The sequence below is a fragment of the Pseudomonas sp. MWU16-30316 genome (genome assembly GCF_020515645.1).
GTDB classification, from domain to species: domain Bacteria; phylum Pseudomonadota; class Gammaproteobacteria; order Pseudomonadales; family Pseudomonadaceae; genus Aquipseudomonas; species Aquipseudomonas cerasi.
In genome coordinates this window covers 23,977-39,092 of record NZ_JAIZAZ010000013.1, presented here as the reverse complement: position 1 = coordinate 39,092, position 15,116 = coordinate 23,977, and the positions used below count along the sequence as shown (strand labels likewise).

Annotated in this window: 11 protein-coding genes; 6 read left to right on the top strand and 5 right to left on the bottom strand. The window is 61.0% G+C overall.

The features are described from left to right. Nucleotides 1–34: 34 nt before the first annotated feature. On the bottom strand, nucleotides 35–1,141 hold the full coding sequence (locus LCH65_RS26050; protein ID WP_058397930.1) for a sigma-54 dependent transcriptional regulator: 1,107 nt from the start codon (nucleotides 1,139–1,141) through the stop codon (nucleotides 35–37). Continuing rightward, nucleotides 1,141–2,280, bottom strand: a complete 1,140-nt coding sequence (gene ssuD, locus LCH65_RS26045; protein WP_003436407.1) for an FMNH2-dependent alkanesulfonate monooxygenase — start codon at nucleotides 2,278–2,280, stop codon at nucleotides 1,141–1,143. Before ssuD ends, LCH65_RS26050 begins: the two co-directional genes overlap by 1 nt. A 389-nt stretch (nucleotides 2,281–2,669) precedes the next feature. Here ssuD and LCH65_RS26040 point away from each other — a divergent pair, with 389 nt between their 5' ends. Continuing rightward, entirely contained in the window at nucleotides 2,670–3,575 is a 906-nt protein-coding gene (locus tag LCH65_RS26040) for a Ku protein (protein ID WP_003370557.1), read from the top strand. Nucleotides 3,576–3,595: 20 nt separating this feature from the next. Continuing rightward, the gene (gene ligD, locus LCH65_RS26035; RefSeq protein WP_226439938.1) at nucleotides 3,596–6,199 is read left to right on the top strand and encodes a DNA ligase D; all 2,604 of its coding nucleotides are present in this window, start codon (nucleotides 3,596–3,598) and stop codon (nucleotides 6,197–6,199) included. Between the two features lie 87 nt (nucleotides 6,200–6,286). Here ligD and pssA read toward each other — a convergent pair whose 3' ends face one another. Further along, a complete protein-coding gene (gene pssA / locus LCH65_RS26030; RefSeq protein WP_003436422.1) occupies nucleotides 6,287–7,630 on the bottom strand; it encodes a CDP-diacylglycerol--serine O-phosphatidyltransferase in 1,344 nt (447 codons plus the stop codon). Between the two features lie 293 nt (nucleotides 7,631–7,923). Between pssA and LCH65_RS26025 the strand changes: the two genes are divergently transcribed. After that, on the top strand, nucleotides 7,924–10,110 hold the full coding sequence (locus LCH65_RS26025) for a TonB-dependent receptor (protein ID WP_058397928.1): 2,187 nt from the start codon (nucleotides 7,924–7,926) through the stop codon (nucleotides 10,108–10,110). A gap of 38 nt (nucleotides 10,111–10,148) precedes the next feature. Here LCH65_RS26025 and LCH65_RS26020 read toward each other — a convergent pair whose 3' ends face one another. Beyond that, complete coding sequence (locus LCH65_RS26020; RefSeq protein WP_003436427.1) at nucleotides 10,149–11,291, bottom strand: glycerophosphodiester phosphodiesterase; 1,143 nt, start codon at nucleotides 11,289–11,291, stop codon at nucleotides 10,149–10,151. Between the two features lie 274 nt (nucleotides 11,292–11,565). Here LCH65_RS26020 and LCH65_RS26015 point away from each other — a divergent pair, with 274 nt between their 5' ends. The 3 genes from LCH65_RS26015 (at nucleotide 11,566) to LCH65_RS26005 (ending at nucleotide 13,653) form a co-directional block, all read left to right on the top strand. Beyond that, nucleotides 11,566–12,498 (top strand): 2-hydroxyacid dehydrogenase, encoded by a 933-nt coding sequence (locus LCH65_RS26015; protein ID WP_226439937.1) that lies wholly within the window; start codon nucleotides 11,566–11,568, stop codon nucleotides 12,496–12,498. A 109-nt stretch (nucleotides 12,499–12,607) separates the two neighbouring features. Next, nucleotides 12,608–13,330 (top strand): CTP synthase, encoded by a 723-nt coding sequence (locus LCH65_RS26010; RefSeq protein ID WP_226439936.1) that lies wholly within the window; start codon nucleotides 12,608–12,610, stop codon nucleotides 13,328–13,330. After that, nucleotides 13,327–13,653: an antibiotic biosynthesis monooxygenase gene (locus tag LCH65_RS26005; protein WP_103736361.1), complete on the top strand. Its 327-nt coding sequence runs from the start codon at nucleotides 13,327–13,329 to the stop codon at nucleotides 13,651–13,653. Before LCH65_RS26010 ends, LCH65_RS26005 begins: the two co-directional genes overlap by 4 nt. Nucleotides 13,654–13,657: 4 nt before the next feature. Here the strand turns inward: LCH65_RS26005 and LCH65_RS26000 are convergent, their stop codons facing one another. After that, nucleotides 13,658–15,076, bottom strand: coding sequence for a TIGR00366 family protein (locus LCH65_RS26000; protein ID WP_003436434.1), 1,419 nt, complete (start codon nucleotides 15,074–15,076; stop codon nucleotides 13,658–13,660). Nucleotides 15,077–15,116 lie beyond the last annotated feature (40 nt).

Sequence of the window (15,116 nt, the reverse complement as noted above, 5' to 3'; positions counted from 1 at the left end):
CTTTCATGACGCTCTGCGTCATCGGTCTTGACCTTCACACCGACAGGTGCAGCATCCGGTCGCCCTGGACATTTTCACCCGGTCTGCGTTTGTTGACCGCCAGCTCGCCAATCTTGATCAAACGCGTACGCGTGACGTTGCGGGTCAGGCCCAGCAGGCTGGCTGTGTGCACCTGGTTGTGATGGCAGAAGCGATAGGCCGTTCTGAGCAGCGTATCTTCGACCTTCTCGTGCAAGGCTCCGGCCTGTTCTTCAAACAGCTTTTGAAACGCCCGGTTGAGCAGTTGCTCGGCTGATTCGTCAGACGGGGTCTGGTCATCCTGACGCTCGATTCTAAGGTTCGACAGGCGCAGGTCATCACGCTGAATAACGCCTTCACGGCAGACCAGCAGGGTGTGATGGATGACGTTTTCCAGCTCGCGAATGTTCCCCGGCCAGCTGTAAGTCTTGAGCTTGTGCTCGGCTTCGGGGCTGATCCGTACCGGACCATGCCGCAGCCGCTGGCCGTAGACCTCTATGAAGTGCCGGGCCAGGGGCAGGATGTCGCCCGGCCGGTCGCGCAGCGGGCTCAATTCCAGATTGACCACATCGAGCCGGTAATAAAGGTCTTCGCGAAAATGCCCGGCGTTGATGGCCTTTTCCAGCTGCACGTTGGTCGCCGCCAGGACGCGCACGTCAATCGGCACACTCTTGCGCGAGCCCAGACGCACCACTTCACGTTCCTGAAGCACGCGCAGCAATTTGACCTGCAGCGACATGGGCAGGTCGCCGATCTCATCGAGAAACAGCGTGCCGCCGTTGGCCTCTTCGAACCAGCCAGCCTTGGCGCTGATCGCTCCGGTGAACGCCCCTTTTTCGTGGCCGAACAGTTCGGCCTCGATCAGGTTTTCGGAGAACGCGCCGCAGTTGACCGCCACGAACGGCTTGTCGCGGCGGGCGCTCAGTTCGTGGACGTGGCGAGCAACCAGTTCCTTGCCGGTGCCGGTCTCGCCGATGATCAGCACGCTGGCATCGCTGGGCGCAACCTGCCGCACGTGAGCGAGCAGGGCCCGGGATTTAGGGTCTTCGAACACCTGCGCGGTGGCCCTGATCGAGGTGGCCAGCGCAGGCGAGTGGGGTAGGGTCAGCAGTTGTCCGGACATCACTTGGCCTGCGGGGGCAGATCGTTGGCGATCATTTCGCCGAACGGGCCCGTCAGGTTGGTGATGCCACGCCCGGCGAGGCTGGCGTAAGGCTCGGGCAGCAGCGGGAAGACCAGTTCGGCGAAGCGGTAGGCTTCTTCAAGATGCGGGTAACCCGAGAAAATGAAGCTCTCGATGCCCAGGTCGGCGTATTCCTTGATGCGTGCCGCGACTTCTTCGGGATTGCCGACCAGCGCCGTGCCTGCACCACCACGCACCAGGCCGACACCGGCCCACAGGTTGGGCGCAATCTCCAGGTTGTCGCGGCGCCCGTCATGCAGTGCTGCCATGCGCCGCTGACCTTCGGAATCAAAGCGTGAAAAGGACTTCTGCGCTGCAGCAATGGTGTCATCGCTGATGTGTTCGATCAGCGTGCTGGCCGCTTTCCAGGCTTCTTCGCTGGTCTCGCGCACGATGACGTGCAGGCGAATGCCGAACTTCACGGTACGTCCCTTGCGCGCTGCCCGTTCACGTACATCGGCGAGTTTCTGCGCCACGGCTGCCGGAGGCTCGCCCCAGGTCAGGTACACGTCCACCTGATCGGCCGCAAGGTCATGCGCCGCGTCGGAGGAACCACCGAAGTACAGCGGCGGGTAGGGTTTTTGAATCGGCGGGTAAAGCGCCTTGGCATTCTGTACGCGCAAGTGCTTGCCTTCGAAGTCGACCGCTTCACCTTGCAGGACGCGACGCCAGATTTTCAGAAATTCGTCAGTGACTTCATAACGCTCACTGTGGTCGAGGAAGCTGCCATCGCCACGGTTTTCGTCCGGGTCGCCGCCGGTCACCACGTTGATCAGCAACCGGCCGCCGGAAAGACGATCCAGCGTGGCTGCCATGCGTGCCGAGACGGTCGGCGAGATGATGCCCGGGCGGATCGCCACCAGGTACTTCAAACGCTCGGTCAACGGCACCAGCGCCGAGGCGATGACCCACGAGTCCTCGCAGGAGCGACCGGTAGGGATCAATACGCCGTAATAGCCCAGGTCATCGGCGGCCTGAGCCACCTGTTTCAAATAGTTGAGGGTGACGGGACGTGCGCCCTTTGTCGTGCCCAGATAATGGCCATCGCCGTGAGTCGGAAGAAACCAGAAAACGTTCATGACAAATCCTTGGAAGTAATCAGCCAGGTGAAAGCTGACGGGACCCGCTGTCGGTTGGCAGACACCTCACCAACAGCGTTCGGGGGTGGGGCCATTTATAGAACGTCTTTTTTATTCCGCAAAAGAACGTTAAACCATATTTTTAGATCCTAAGTGCATATGCGGAGTAAGCAACTTCGTAGAGTCCTGCGCAAACCCTTGCCATACGAGGCTTCGACGGTAATGAGACCCGGATCCCCATCCCGGCTATCAGAAGCCAAAACGTTGATAGTTGGTTCTTCATGATAAAAAACTCGCCCGGCTCAGCAGGTTTGCCGGCGCTCGTCAGCCTGTCGAAACTTTTCTCCGGCCGGCCCTGTCACTTTTCCAGGATCAACAGGAGTCAGACCATGGCAAGGGCAATCTGGAAGGGTGCAATCAGCTTCGGGCTGGTGCATATACCCGTCGCGCTGGTCTCGGCGACAACGTCGACCAGTGTCGACTTCGACTGGCTCGATAAACGCAGCATGGACCCGGTCGGCTACAAGCGGATCAACAAGGTCACCGGCAAGGAAGTCACCAGCGAAAACATCGTCAAGGGCGTGGCGTACGAGAAGGATCGCTATGTGGTGCTCAGCGAGGAGGAAATTCGTTCCGCGCACCCCAAATCGACGCAGACCATCGACATATTCGCTTTCGTCGACAGTCAGCAGATCCCCTTGCAGAACATCGACACGCCTTATTTTCTGACCCCCGACAAGCGCGGCGAGAAAGTCTATGCGTTGTTGCGCGAAACCCTGGTCGATACCAAAAAGGTCGCCTTGGCCAATGTGGTGCTGCATACCCGCGAACACCTGGCGGCGGTCATGCCGCTGGAATCGGCGCTGGTCATGGTGATCCTGCGCTGGCCTGCCGACGTGCGTGAGCTGGACGCACTGGAACTGAGCGATGCGGTGACCGACGCCAAGTTGAACAAGAGCGAACGTGACATGGCCAAGCGTCTGGTCAAGGACATGAGCGCCGACTGGCAGCCTGAGCTGTATCGCGACACCTTTCAGGACAAGATCATGCACTTGGTCAAGACCAAGGCAGACGAAGGCGAGATCGAAGATGTCGAGTCCGATCCGGCCGAAGAAGAACGCAAGAGTGCCGATGTCATCGACCTCACCGACTTGCTGCGGCGCAGTCTGGCGGGCAAGGGTGGTGCCAGTAAAGGCAAGGCGAGCAAGCCTGCGACGAAGGAAAAACCGGCCGACAAGGACGGTGCCAGACCCAAGCGGCCCGCCGCGCGCAAGAAAACCAGCAAAGCCTCTTGAGCCCTACGGAGTGACCGGTGATGGCCAAGCCCGCCAGTGAATACACCCGCAAGCGCAATTTCGCCATCACCTCCGAGCCTGCCGAAAGCAAGCGCAAGGGCAAAGGCAAATTGCAGCCCGGTGCGCTCGGTTTCGTGATCCAGAAGCATGACGCACGGAACCTGCACTATGACTTTCGACTGGAACTCGATGGCACGCTCAAGAGCTGGGCCGTGCCCAAAGGCCCGAGCCTGGACCCCACGCAAAAACGCCTGGCAGTGCATGTCGAAGACCATCCGCTGGACTATGCCGGCTTCGAGGGCAGTATCCCGCAGGGTCAATACGGTGGCGGTGATGTGATCGTCTGGGACCGGGGTGTCTGGCAACCGCACGGCGATCCGCAAAAGACCTACGCGGAGGGCAAACTCAAGTTCACCCTGGTCGGCGAGAAGCTCAGCGGTGACTGGGCGCTGGTGCGTACCCGGCTCAAGGGCAGCGGCAGCAAGGAACAGTGGCTGCTGATCAAGGAAAAGGATGACATCGCGCGACCTGCTGCCGAGTACGACATTACCCAGGAGCAGCCGCAAAGCGTGATCAGTGGTGCTCATGTGGGCGAAGAGCGCAGTACTCCGAAAAAGTCCGCGGCCAGTGCTGCAAACGGAAAAGCCAAGGCCTCCACATCAAAATCAAAAGCGCCAAAGCCAGCGGCAAAACCGACGCGCAGGAAAGCGAAATCGGCTTTCCCGGACACGCTTTCGCCGCAACTGGCGACGCTGGTGGAGGCGCCGCCAGCCGGTGACTGGCTGTACGAAATCAAATTCGACGGTTACCGCATGCTGACCCGTATTGAGGGCGATGACGTGCGTCTGTTCACGCGCAACGGGCATGACTGGACCGAGCGGCTGCCGGAGCTGGTCAAGGCGCTCAAGGGCATGAAGCTGCGCGACAGTTGGTTCGACGGCGAAGTGGTGGTTCTCGACGAGCAAGGGCTGCCTGATTTCCAGGGCCTGCAGAATGCGTTTGACGCGGGGAACAGCAAGGACATTCTGTATTACCTGTTCGACATGCCGTTTTTGAGCGCGGAGGACCTGCGCGAAGTGCCGCTTGAGCAGCGTCGTGACGCCTTGAAACACGTTCTCGACGCACAGAAAAGTCGCTTGTTGCGTTATTCGGATGCCTTTCAGGCGGGTCATCAGGACATTGTCGCGAGTGCTGCGGCAATGGGCCTGGAAGGGGTGATCGGCAAGCGTGCCGGCAGTGCGTACGTCAGCAAACGCAATGCCGACTGGATCAAGCTCAAATGTCGCTTGCGGCAGGAATTCGTGGTCGTTGGCTACACGGCACCGCAGGGTAGCCGATCGGCGTTCGGTGCCTTGTTGCTGGCGGTCAATGCCGGTGAGGACGGACTGGTCTACGCCGGGCGGGTCGGCACCGGGTTCACTGAAGTGAGCCTTGAGCAACTGCATAAACAACTGAAGAAGTTGCAGCGCAAGGATTCACCGCTGGCCAAAAAACTCTCCGCGTCCCAGGCGCGTGGCGTGCAGTGGGTGGAGCCGAAACTGGTCTGCGAAACCGAGTTCGCCCAGTGGACCCGCGAAGGCATTGTCCGCCAGGCTGCCTTTGTCGGGCTGCGTAACGACAAGCCGGCCAAGGACGTGGTGCGTGAAGATGCTCAGCCTGCCAAAGTAGCCAGCCAGACCCCAACCAAAACGGCAGCGCCACAGGCGCGCAAAAAGGCCGCGCAGGGAAAAGTTGATGTGGCGGGCACCGGGGTCAGTCATCCGGACCGCATCATCGATAGCAAGACCGGCACCAGCAAGATCGAACTTGCACAGTTTTACGAGTCCATCGCCGACTGGATTCTGCCGTACCTGAACAAGCGTCCCGTGGCACTGCTGCGTTGTCCGGAGGGTATCGACGGTGAGCAGTTTTTCCAGAAGCATGCCGAGCATCTGGCGATCCCGCATATCAGACAACTGGATCGTGCGCTGGACCCCGGGCATGCCGCGCTGATGGAAATAGATTCGTTGCCGGCACTGATCGGTGCTGCGCAAATGGGCGCCATCGAGCTGCATACCTGGGGGGCGACGCGTGACAGGATCGAAACGCCGGACCATTTCGTGCTGGACCTTGATCCCGATCCGGCCCTGCCCTGGCGCAGCATGATCGAAGCCACGCAAATGGTGCTCGCCGTGCTGGAAGAGCTGGGTCTGGAGGCTTTCCTCAAGACCAGCGGCGGCAAGGGTATGCACATCATCGTGCCGCTGGCGCGCCAGGCCGACTGGGACACTGTGAAGGCGTTCGCCAAGGCCATCGCCGAGTTTGCCAGCCGTCAGTTGCCGGAACGCTTCACCGCCACCATGGGGCCGAAAAACCGCGTCGGAAAAATCTTCATCGATTACCTGCGCAACAGCCGCGGCGGCAGTACCGTGACTGCCTATTCAGTCCGCGCCCGTCCAGGGTTGCCGGTCTCGGTGCCGATCGCGCTGGATGAGCTGGCGGGTCTGAAGTCTTCGGCACAGTGGGACATCACCAACCTTGAGCAGCGTTTGAAGCGGCTCAAGGACGACCCGTGGGCCGGTTACAGTAACCGCCGCAAGATCACGCAGAAAATGTGGAAACAACTGGGTGCCAAACGGCCTTGAGGCAAGGCCACTGTTCGGCGTTTGCCCGGGGATACGTGGCGCCGGCACGCCTGACCATGGCTGGCATGCCGGCCGCACGTTGAAGGCTCAGAGAATCCGGTACAACAGTCGCTCGACCCGCACGCGGCTGACACGCTTGAGAAACTTGCGTACGCCTTCGGGGTAGTTGGCGAGGGTGTCGAGTTCGTCATACTGGTTGACGCGCTGCGTGTTGCGCATCAAATGGGCTATTTCCGCTTCCCGTGGTTCGCTCCATCGGCCCTTTGGATCGTCGATCAGCAAGGCGTTTTCCAGGTCCAGGTTGAAGGCGCGAGGGTTCAGGTTGTTGCCGGTCAGCAAGGTATAACGCTGGTCGACCCAGATGCCTTTGAGGTGGAAGGTGTTATCGCCGTGTTTCCACAGGTGCACATTGAGGCGGTGCTGGGCGATTGCCTTCTGATGCTTGTGGGCAAAGCGCCGCAGGCTGATTTCATACAGATAGGGCAGGGCCGAGATCACCTTGAACGGCTCATCCGGATCGATAAAGAAGTCATTGGCAGTCTTGTCGCCAATGATGATGTCGACCTGCACGCCGCGCTTGAGCGCCCGGTTGATCTCGCGGGTGACGGCCACCGGCAGGTTGAAGTATGGCGTGCAGATGGTCAGCTGGATCTTGCTCGACGCGATCAGATCGCAGATGGCGCGGTTGAGATTGTTGCGCGGGCCGACGCCGAGCAGCGGAATCACTCGCATGTCGCCGTTTTCCTTTTCGCCTGCCGAGGTGTCGTAGGCAGCGCGTTTCAGGTCGCCACGAAACGCTCGGATCTCGCTGCGCAAACTGCGTGAGCTGGGTGGCGATTGCAGATCGAGGCGGTGCACGGCCGGCGAAGAGAGTATTTCCCGCTGCACCAGATTCTGGAAAGCGTCGGCCAGTGCCGCGTTTTCGATCAGGTGATAACGGTCCAGACGGTATTTGTCGAGCTTGTGCAGGTAGACGTTGTTGATGCTCGCGCCGCTGTAGATCACGCAGTCGTCGATCACACTGCCCTTGAGGTGTAGCACCCCGAACAGTTCGCGGGTCTGCACCGGCACGCCGTAGATCGGCACTTCTTCATCGTATTCGAGGTTCTGCGCCTGATACCAGGTCGAGTTGCCGGGCTGGCGTCCGGCGCCGATCAGGCCGCGTTGTGCACGGAACCAGTCGACCAGCACCACCACATCCAGCTCCGGCCTCGCGGTTTTGGCGGCGTACAGCGCGTCGAGAATCTCCTGGCCGGCTTCATCCTGTTGCAGGTACAGCGCGATGATATAGATGCGTCGGGTGGCCGAAGCGATCCTTTCCAGCAGGCAGCGTCGATAGTCGGCGGCAGAAGGAACAATGGAGATTGCATCGCTCTGCAAGGCAAAACCACGAAGTGCTGCCAGGGTCGAGCGTCGGAAAGTGGACTGCATAGGCCTCTCGATGGGAAAACCAATAGCCTGTGAGCTTACACGACAGTCGCCCTCCTGTGGCTGTCGCCAACCTGTTTCAAAGCATTGCGCAACGCCACGGAAGCTCATGCGTGCCGGGGGCCTGACACTCCGGCGCAGTAACGCTTGTGTGGCGCTGCTCGATTATCACTTTTCACGTTTAAACAAATGATAAGCATTACCAGTAACATCTGATATCATTTCGCATCCACCCGATCGGCGATGTCCAGGACGGTTGCTTCCGATCTCATTCAACCTGTCTTCAGGACCTATTGATGAACTCACCATCGTTGCCGATGCGCCTTACGTTGCTCGCGTTTTGCTGTTCCATTGGATCTCCGGCCTGGGCCGCTGCAGAGGCTGCCACTCGGCAGGACGGCCCTGTGGTGCTGGGCGAGACCGATATCAGTGCCGACAAGTCCGACCCTCACGCGCTTGCGCCGGTTTATGCCGGCGGGCAGGTGGCGCGCGGCGGGCAACTGGGTGTTCTGGGCAATGCCGACATCATGGACGTGCCGTTCACCATGAGCAGCTACACCGAACAGTTGATCGAGGACCAGCAGGCCGAAACCGTAGGCGACGTGCTGCTCAATGATGCATCGGTGCGTCAGTCGAGTGGCTATGCCAACGCCTCGAGTATCTTCGTCATTCGCGGCTTCAAGCTGACCACCGATGATATTTCCTATAACGGTCTTTACGGCGTACTGCCGCGCCAGATCATATCGGCCGATGCGCTGGAACGCGTTGAAGTGTTCAAGGGCCCCAATGCCTTTATCAACGGCGTGACACCCACTGGTTCCGGGATTGGCGGCGGCGTGAACCTGCAGCCCAAGCGCGCGCAGGATACGCCGACGCGTCGTTTCACCACCGACATCAGCAACGACGGCCGGATCGGCGAGCATCTCGATCTGGGGCAGCGCTTCGGCGAAGGCAATCGCTTCGGCGCGCGTCTCAACCTGTCGCAGCGCGAAGGCGAGACCGGTGTCGAGGACGAAGAGCATCGCAGCAAGCTGTTCGCGCTGGGGCTTGATTACCGAGGTGACAACTTCCGTCTTTCCGGTGATTTTGCCTACCAGAAGCAGCGCATCAACCAGAGCCGCAACACGGTGTTTGTCGACAGCGCTCTGACCAGCGTGCCGCATGCTCCGGACTCGGATACCAATTACGCGCCGAACTGGACCTGGACCGAAACCGAAGACACCTTCGGCATGAGCCGTGCCGAGTACGATCTCAACGAGGACTGGACGCTGTACGCCGCAGCGGGCGCGAAGCACACCCGCGAGGTCGGCGTATATGGCTCGCCAACTGTCCACGATGCCGCAGGCAACACCACGGCCGCACCGTCTTTCATCCCGCACGACGAGGACAACAAGACCGCCATGGCCGGCATCAACGGCAAGCTGCAGACCGGTGCGGTCAGCCACAAGGTCAACTTCGGGCTCTCCGGCATCTGGACCGAGCAGCGCAGTGCGTATCTGTTCGGCGGCACCTCCAGCAACAACCTTTACGACCCTGTCTCCCAGGAGCGCCCGGCACTCGACAGTTTCACCGCAGGCGATCTGAATGATCCCGGCATTGTCGGCAAGAGCCGCATGCGCAGCGTCGCGCTCTCCGACACATTGGGTTTCTTCGATGATCGACTGCTGCTGACCGCAGGCCTGCGCCGCCAGCAATTGCGTGTCCAGGGGTATGAATACGGCAGCGGCCCGCGCAATGCGCTGTACGACGAAGCGATCACCACGCCGGTCTACGGGGTGGTATTCAAGCCCTGGCAATATGTGTCGTTCTACGCCAACCGCATCGAAGGTCTGGCGCAAGGTCCGACGGCTCCGAATACTGTCACCATCAACCCAGGCGAAGTTTTTGCGCCGTCGCGTTCGAAACAGGTGGAAGCGGGCGTCAAGCTGGACATGGGTACATTCGGCGCGAGCCTGGGCGTGTACCGCATCGAGCAACCGGCTGACGGCTACCAGGTTCTGGAAGGCACCGGGTCGCGTTATGTCCGTGACGGTCAGCAGCGCAACCGCGGCGTGGAGATGAACGTCTTTGGCCAGCCTGTCAGCGGCTTGCGTCTGCTGGCAGGTCTGACCCTGATGGACACCGAGGTGAGCGGTACGGACGGTGGCAGCAACGACGGCAATCGGGCCGTGGGTGTGCCGACCTTCCAGTTCAACGCGGGTGCCGATTGGGATATTCCGGGGATCGAAGGCGCGGCCATCAATGCGCGCATGCTGCGCACCGGTGGGCAATATGTCGATGCTGCCAACAACCTGAGCATCCCGACCTGGAACCGCTTCGACCTGGGCGCACGCTATACCTTCAACGTTGCACAAAAGGACGTGACCCTGCGCGCCAATGTCGAAAACCTGATGAACAAGGATTACTGGGAGTCCGCCTATGGCGGTTATCTGACTCAGGGCGAGCCTCGTACCCTCAAGCTGTCGGGCACTATCGACTTCTGATTGACTGGCCGCATCGCCGGATGCGGCCAGCCGCTGGATCAGTAGCCGTTACGCTTCAGAATCGTTTCAATGCTTTCTTTCGCTGGCCGCCCGTAGAACTTCAACAGTTCGGCGGTGCGGTTGGTGAAGAAGCCGTCCGCGCCATCATGGCTGATCCGCTTGAAGTCCTCTGCGTCGTCCACCGTGTACGGGTGGATCACCATGCCTTTCTCGTGGGTCAGGTTGTTCATCCAAGGTTTGACCAGGTCCATATAGCTCTGGTCGCCACCCTTGGCCAGTTGCGACGAAGGGCCGGTGCCGATGGCTCCGTGGGCCTTGGCCCAGTCAATCCACTGCTCGAACTCCTGCGGTGATTTGACTTCCTGGGTCGCGTAATAGCTGGCCTTGTCCTTGGCCCCGGAGTCCTTGAACGCGACGCTGGATTTGGGCTCTATCGAGCCTTCGCCAATCCACAGCAGCATGACCTTGGGCACTTTCGGCATTTCTTTCTGCAGCAGTTCCAGGCTTTGCTTCTCGAACGTCTGCAGGACCACGCGTCCTGGCATGTGCGCGACATTGACATGGCCGGGCGCTGCCGCAGGGCGCTGTTCGAGCCAGCCGCGTTTGGCCAGCAGTTTCTTCAGGTCGGCTTCGACACCGGGAAACTTGTTCGGCACCTTGGTCTCGATGTACAGCCCCGGCTTGTTGGCGCCGCCCTCGGCGATGTCGATGACCTCATCCAGCGTCAGGATCTGCAACCCGTTGTAACTGTCGCGAGCCCTGTCCGGGTAAGCCTTGTTGAACCACGAGCCGGCATCCAGTTGCTTGAGCTCCGCCAGAGTGAACGTGCTGACCGGGTCTTTTACCCGGGTCGGGAACACGTCAGCGATGTTGGTGGTGCGTTCCAGCACGTCATCGTGCAGCGCTATCAGCACGCCGTCCTTTGTTCGCTGGATGTCCATTTCCAGGTAGTCCGCGCCCAGATCGCGCGCCAGGGTGTAGGCCGGGATGGTTTCTTCCGGTGCGTCGAACGAAGCACCGCGATGGGCGATCACCGCTGGCCAGGGCAGGCCGTATTTCTCGCTCAGCACCTTGCCTGGGGCGTCCGCCGCCGCTGCCATGCCTGACGACAGCATCAGGCCCGACATGACAGCCGCAGCCAAAAGGGTCTTTTTCAACAGGGTGGTGGGAAATCCTTGCATGGGCGGGTGTTTCCTTGTTTTTTGAGAAAGCCTGTTTTTATGAGCAGCCTGCGCGCCAGACCGTAGAGCCACTGGTCGCGTCACTGCACGCAACCATAACGCACTCTGCTGATTGCCAAGTCTGCTTGCGCATTAGTCTGTCCGGCAAATGCGTCCACTTTATGAATGCTCGGCGTGTTCGGGAAGGCTTTTTTCAGTTCCGGCGTCAGCGGCTCTGCACAAGCGCGTCGAGTCGCGTTAAGGTCAACGTTTTGCTGATCGAGCGGGAGCGCGCATGACAACGGTATTGGTGCTGGTCGAAAACCTGGACACGTATTTGCCGATTCTTGAAAGCAGCGGCTTTCAGTTGGTTCGCGCCCCGACGGCCGAACTGCGCGCCGAGGCGATTGCCACGCACGGGTCGAGCATCAGCGCAGTGGTGACACGCGGGCCGCTGGGATTTTTCGCCGAGGAAATGGATGCACTGCCGCAGCTGCGCATCATTTGCGTAAGCGGCGCCGGTTACGAGAAGGTCGATCTGCCTGCCGCACAGGCGCGGGGCATCGTCGTGACCAATGGTGCAGGCGTCAACGCCGCCACGGTGGCCGATCATACGCTGGCGTTGCTGCTGTCTTTGGTACGCGACATTCCGCAGGCCGATGCTTCGGTGCGCCGCAGCGAATGGCGCAAGGTGGTGCGCCCGTCGCTGGCTGGCAAGCGCGTGGGTATCGTCGGACTGGGGGCGGTAGGGCTGGCGATTGCCAAGCGGGCAGCCGCCTTCGATATCGCCATCGGTTACCACAATCGCAAGCCGCGCACTGACTGCGATTACACCTGGCATGCGACAGCGCAGGCGCTGGCGGCCGCATCGGATTTTCTGGTCATCGCCACGCCCGGTGGCAGTGGCACGCAGCACCTGATCGACGCCCGAGTGCTTGAGGCGCTGGGCACTGACGGGTTTCTGGTCAACATTGCCCGCGCCAGCGTGGTGGATACCCAGGCGTTGGTCAGTGCACTGCAGAATGAGCAGATTGCCGGGGCTGCGCTGGACGTGTTCGACGATGAGCCGACAGTGCCGGACGTGCTCAAGACGCTGGATAATGTTGTGCTGACACCGCACGTGGCAGGCCTGTCCCCCGAGGCTTCGAGAGACAGTGTGCAGATGGTCAACGATAACCTGCTGGCGTTTTTCGCCGGGCAACCGGTGCTGACGCCTGTGACTGAATGAGCAACCGTGCACGCTTGCACGCGAGGCATTGCTGTAACGCCCATTCTGCTGGTTTTGCTGCCTGTTTATAGTCCGCCCGGGCTGTACGACATCAAACAGGGAGCAGGGCATGGGCAAAGCAGACAACACAGGCGACGGGATACGGATCGGTCTGGTAGGCGACTTCAGTGCGGATGTCCCTGCGCATCAGGCCATTCCATTGGCCTTGCAGAGAGCCGCGGAGGTCGCGCAGGTGCCGGTCGGTTTCGAATGGTTGCCAACGCCGCAGATCGGCAGCGGTGCGCAACTCGCCGAATTCGATGGGCTGTGGTGCGTTCCGGCCAGCCCGTATCGGGACATGCAGGGCGCGTTGACGGCCATTCGCTTCGCTCGCGAGCATCGGGTGCCGTTTCTGGGGACGTGCGGAGGCTTTCAGCACGCGTTGCTCGAGTACGCCCGCCACCAGTTGGGCTGGGCAGACGCCGAACATGGCGAAACGGCGCCGGACGCGGCAAACGTGATCATCGAGCCACTCAGTTGCTCGCTGGTTGAATCGGTGGCAGCGATCCAGTTGCAACCCGACACGCTGATTGCCCAAGCCTATGGCAGGCTCGACATCGAAGAGCGCTATCACTGCCGCTACGGCCTGCGTCGAGAGCTGGAGTCGGCGCTGTTCGGCGAGCACCTGAAAGTCAGTGGGCGCGGTCTCGAGGGCGAAGTGCGCTGCATGGAGTTGCAGGGGCACCCGTTTTATGTCGCCACACTGTTCCAGCCCGAGCGAGCTGCGTTGCAGGGTCAGACGCCTCCTGTGGTGGCCGCGTTCGTCCGCGCCTGCCTGAGCAACCCGGCATGATGGCCACGCGGTTTGCCACGCCTTACTTCGCCGTGGTGTTCACCTCGTTGCGTACGCCTGACGATGATCAGGGGTACGCCGAGGCGGCGCAGCGCATGGTCAGCCTGGCCCGACAACAGCCCGGCTTTCTGGGCGTGGAGTCGGCGCGCGGTGATGACGGCCTGGGCATCACCGTGTCCTACTGGCGCGATGAAGCCGCGATTCTGGCCTGGAAACAGCAGGCCGATCATGCCCAGGTCCGCGAGCAGGGACGTTCGCGCTGGTATCAGGCGTTCACCACGCGAATCTGCCGGGTCGAACGTGACTACGCGTTCGACGCTTAACCATTCAGGGCATTACCGGTGGCACATAAGCCAGCGTGGTGCCCAGTGCCCAGAGCAGAAACAGCACCAGCGGCGTGTGGACCAGCAGCTGTACGAACGAGAAGCCTATCAGGTCACGCGCCTTCAAACCCAGTACGCCCAGCAGTGGCAGCATGTAGAACGGGTTTATCAGGTTGGGCAGGGCTTCGGCTGCGTTATAGATCTGTACTGCCCAGCCGAGGTGATACTGCAGGTCGTTGGCGACTTGCATCACGTAGGGCGCTTCGATGATCCACTTGCCGCCGCCTGACGGAATGAAAAAGCCCAATATGGCCGAATAGACCCCCATCAGAATTGCGTAAGTGTCGTGCGAGGCAATGCTGGTGAAGAACGTCGAGATGTAATGCGCCAGGGTTTGCGCATCGCCGCCCTTGACCGTGGTCAGCAGCGCTGCGATCGAACCGTACAGAGGGAATTGAATCAGCACACCGGTGGTGGTGGGCACCGCCCGCGCGACGGCGTCGAGAAAACTGCGCGGCCGCCAGTGCAGCAGAGCACCGAGCATGATGAACAGGAAGTTGTAGGTGTTGAGTCCGGAAATCGCCGTGATCGCCGGTTTGCTCGAAAACTCGTTGAACAGCCAGCCAACGCCCAGCACCACCATCAGGATGATCAGCAGCGGGCTGTATTCCAGCCATTCCCCAGGCCGTGTACGAGGCGGCAGTGGCGGCAGGTTGAAGGCCGGGTCGACACCGCAGGCCTTGGCGTCGCGGGCGCTGTTCGGGCCGGGCGCGGTGGCGTAGGCAACGATCAGTGAGATGACCACCAGCGCGGCGAGCATGACCCCGGATTGCCAGAGAAAGATGGTTTGTGTGAACGGGATCACGCCGGTAATCGCCAGGATCGACGGCGGCAGACTGGCCGGGTTGGCCTGCAATTGCGCGGCCGAAGACGATAACCCCAATGCCCAGACCGCACCCAGGCCCAGATAGGCGGCGGCGCCGGCTGCGCGGTAATCCATGCGCAGGTCAGTGCGGCGGGCGAGGGCACGTACCAGCAGGCCGCCGAACACCAGTGAAAGGCCCCAGTTGAGCAGCGAAGCGAGCATGGAAATCAGCGCCACCCAGGCCACGGCCGAACGACCGTTGCGTGGCACCCGGGCCAGGCGGTCGATCAGGCGTACCGCAGGCGGTGAGCTGGCGACCACGTAACCGCCGATGACCACGAAGGCCATCTGCATGGTGAATGGGATCAGGCTCCAGAACCCGTCACCGAACGCCTTGGCAGCCTCGGCCGGGCGTGCGCCGATGGCCAGCGTCGCCAGCGTGACGATGACCACCGCCAATGCGGCAAATACCCATGAATCAGGAAACCAGCGTTCAGCCCACGCGGCGCAGCGCAAGGCAAATCGGGCGGAGCGGCTTTCTTCTATGTTGGCGGCCATCTGGGGCACCTCTTTTTGTAATTATTATCGGGGAGTGACT

What these genes read in the sequence shown, in the direction of transcription:
- LCH65_RS26050 (WP_058397930.1), bottom strand. Translation starts at nt 1,141, where the DNA reads ATGTCCGGACAACTGCTGACCCTACCCCACTCGCCTGCGCTGGCCACC.
- ssuD (WP_003436407.1), bottom strand. Translation starts at nt 2,280, where the DNA reads ATGAACGTTTTCTGGTTTCTTCCGACTCACGGCGATGGCCATTATCTG.
- LCH65_RS26040 (WP_003370557.1), top strand. Translation starts at nt 2,670, where the DNA reads ATGGCAAGGGCAATCTGGAAGGGTGCAATCAGCTTCGGGCTGGTGCAT.
- ligD (WP_226439938.1), top strand. Translation starts at nt 3,596, where the DNA reads ATGGCCAAGCCCGCCAGTGAATACACCCGCAAGCGCAATTTCGCCATC.
- pssA (WP_003436422.1), bottom strand. Translation starts at nt 7,630, where the DNA reads ATGCAGTCCACTTTCCGACGCTCGACCCTGGCAGCACTTCGTGGTTTT.
- LCH65_RS26025 (WP_058397928.1), top strand. Translation starts at nt 7,924, where the DNA reads ATGAACTCACCATCGTTGCCGATGCGCCTTACGTTGCTCGCGTTTTGC.
- LCH65_RS26020 (WP_003436427.1), bottom strand. Translation starts at nt 11,291, where the DNA reads ATGCAAGGATTTCCCACCACCCTGTTGAAAAAGACCCTTTTGGCTGCG.
- LCH65_RS26015 (WP_226439937.1), top strand. Translation starts at nt 11,566, where the DNA reads ATGACAACGGTATTGGTGCTGGTCGAAAACCTGGACACGTATTTGCCG.
- LCH65_RS26010 (WP_226439936.1), top strand. Translation starts at nt 12,608, where the DNA reads ATGGGCAAAGCAGACAACACAGGCGACGGGATACGGATCGGTCTGGTA.
- LCH65_RS26005 (WP_103736361.1), top strand. Translation starts at nt 13,327, where the DNA reads ATGATGGCCACGCGGTTTGCCACGCCTTACTTCGCCGTGGTGTTCACC.
- LCH65_RS26000 (WP_003436434.1), bottom strand. Translation starts at nt 15,076, where the DNA reads ATGGCCGCCAACATAGAAGAAAGCCGCTCCGCCCGATTTGCCTTGCGC.